We start from the raw sequence: 1,236 nt of genomic DNA, 5'->3' as shown, positions 1-1,236 counted from the left end.
TGCACTGCTACCCAACCTTGGACCGCTTGGGTCTGGAGTTTTCCGCCTCGCTCAGATCCGGTGGGCGGGTTGCACCGGGTGAGTTTGCCAGCATGATCGGGGGGATATTCCCGATCGCGCTGTGCGGTCGCTCTTCGTTGTAGTGTCTACGCCAGCCCTCCAGCTTTTCGCAAGCATCTTCCAGCGACAGGAACCAGTGAGCGTTCAGGCATTCGCTGCGCAGCTTGCTGTTGAACGCCTCGATGAACGCATTGTCTGTGGGCTTACCAGGGCGAGAGAAGTCCAGGATCACACCGCGCTGGTAAGCCCACAGATCCATGTCGCGGGAGATGAACTCGCTGCCATTGTCCACCCTGATCGTTTTCGGATAGCCGATCTCCCTGCATGCCCGATCCAGAGCCGCGACCACGTCCGCGCCGCGATAGCTGAACCGGGGATCGACCACCGGCGATAGCCGGGAGTAGGTATCGACCACGGTCAGGATGCGCAGCTTGCGGCCCGTCGCCAGCTGGTCGTGAACGAAGTCCATCGCCCAGACATCGTTCGGTCGGATTGCAGGAGCACGGTCTTCGCGCAACTTCGCCTTGACCCGCCGCTTGGGCGTCTTGTTGCGCAGCTGCAGGCCCAACTCCCTGTAAAGCCGATAGACCTTCTTCATGTTCACGGACCAGCCATCGCGGCGCAGGATGTAATACACCCGCCGGTAGCCATAGCGGACGTGCGTCTCGCAGATCTCCTTGATGCGCTTCTTCAGGAAGGCCGGATCGGTGCGGCGGGACTGGTAATGATAGGTCGAACGATCGAAGTGCAGGGCGGCACACGCCCTGCGGATCGTAACCTGCCAGTCCTGCCGAACCGCGTCGATAATCTCGCGCTTGCGATCCGGCCTCAGAGCTTTCGTTTGATAACATCCTGCAGCATCTCGCGATCCAGCGTCAGGTCCGCCACGATCCGCTTAAGCCGGCTGTTCTCGTCCTCCAGCTCGCGCAGCCGCCGCATCTCCGATGGCAGCAGCCCCGCGTATTTCTTCTTCCAGTTGAAGTAGGTCGCCTGGCTGATCCCTGCCTTGCGGCAGACCTCAGCGACGGGCGTGCCTTCCTCGCCCTGCTTGATGACGAACGCCTTCTGCGCGTCCGTGAACTTCGATGCCTTCACACCAAACCTCCTTGCCCAGCCAAGGAAACCTACGGCGGAAAACTCTATCCGCAAATGGTCCAATTCTCAGGTGGCAGAGCA

General features: G+C 60.8%; 1 protein-coding gene. It reads right to left on the bottom strand.

The window, feature by feature from the left end; translation table 11 throughout:
• Positions 1-7: 7 nt before the first annotated feature.
• Positions 8-1,155, bottom strand: a protein-coding gene (locus QMG56_RS23220; RefSeq protein WP_281825273.1) for an IS3 family transposase whose coding sequence is annotated in 2 segments (ribosomal slippage) — positions 8-894 and positions 894-1,155 — 1,149 coding nt in all. Because the reading frame shifts where the segments join, the coding sequence is not laid out codon by codon here.
• Between the last annotated feature and the right edge of the window lie 81 nt (positions 1,156-1,236).

It is taken from the genome of Sphingobium sp. BS19 (genome assembly GCF_027925545.1).
Classification (GTDB): Bacteria; Pseudomonadota; Alphaproteobacteria; order Sphingomonadales; family Sphingomonadaceae; genus Sphingobium.
The sequence above is the reverse complement of the archived record's forward strand: the minus strand, read 5'-3'. Positions and strand labels throughout refer to the sequence as shown.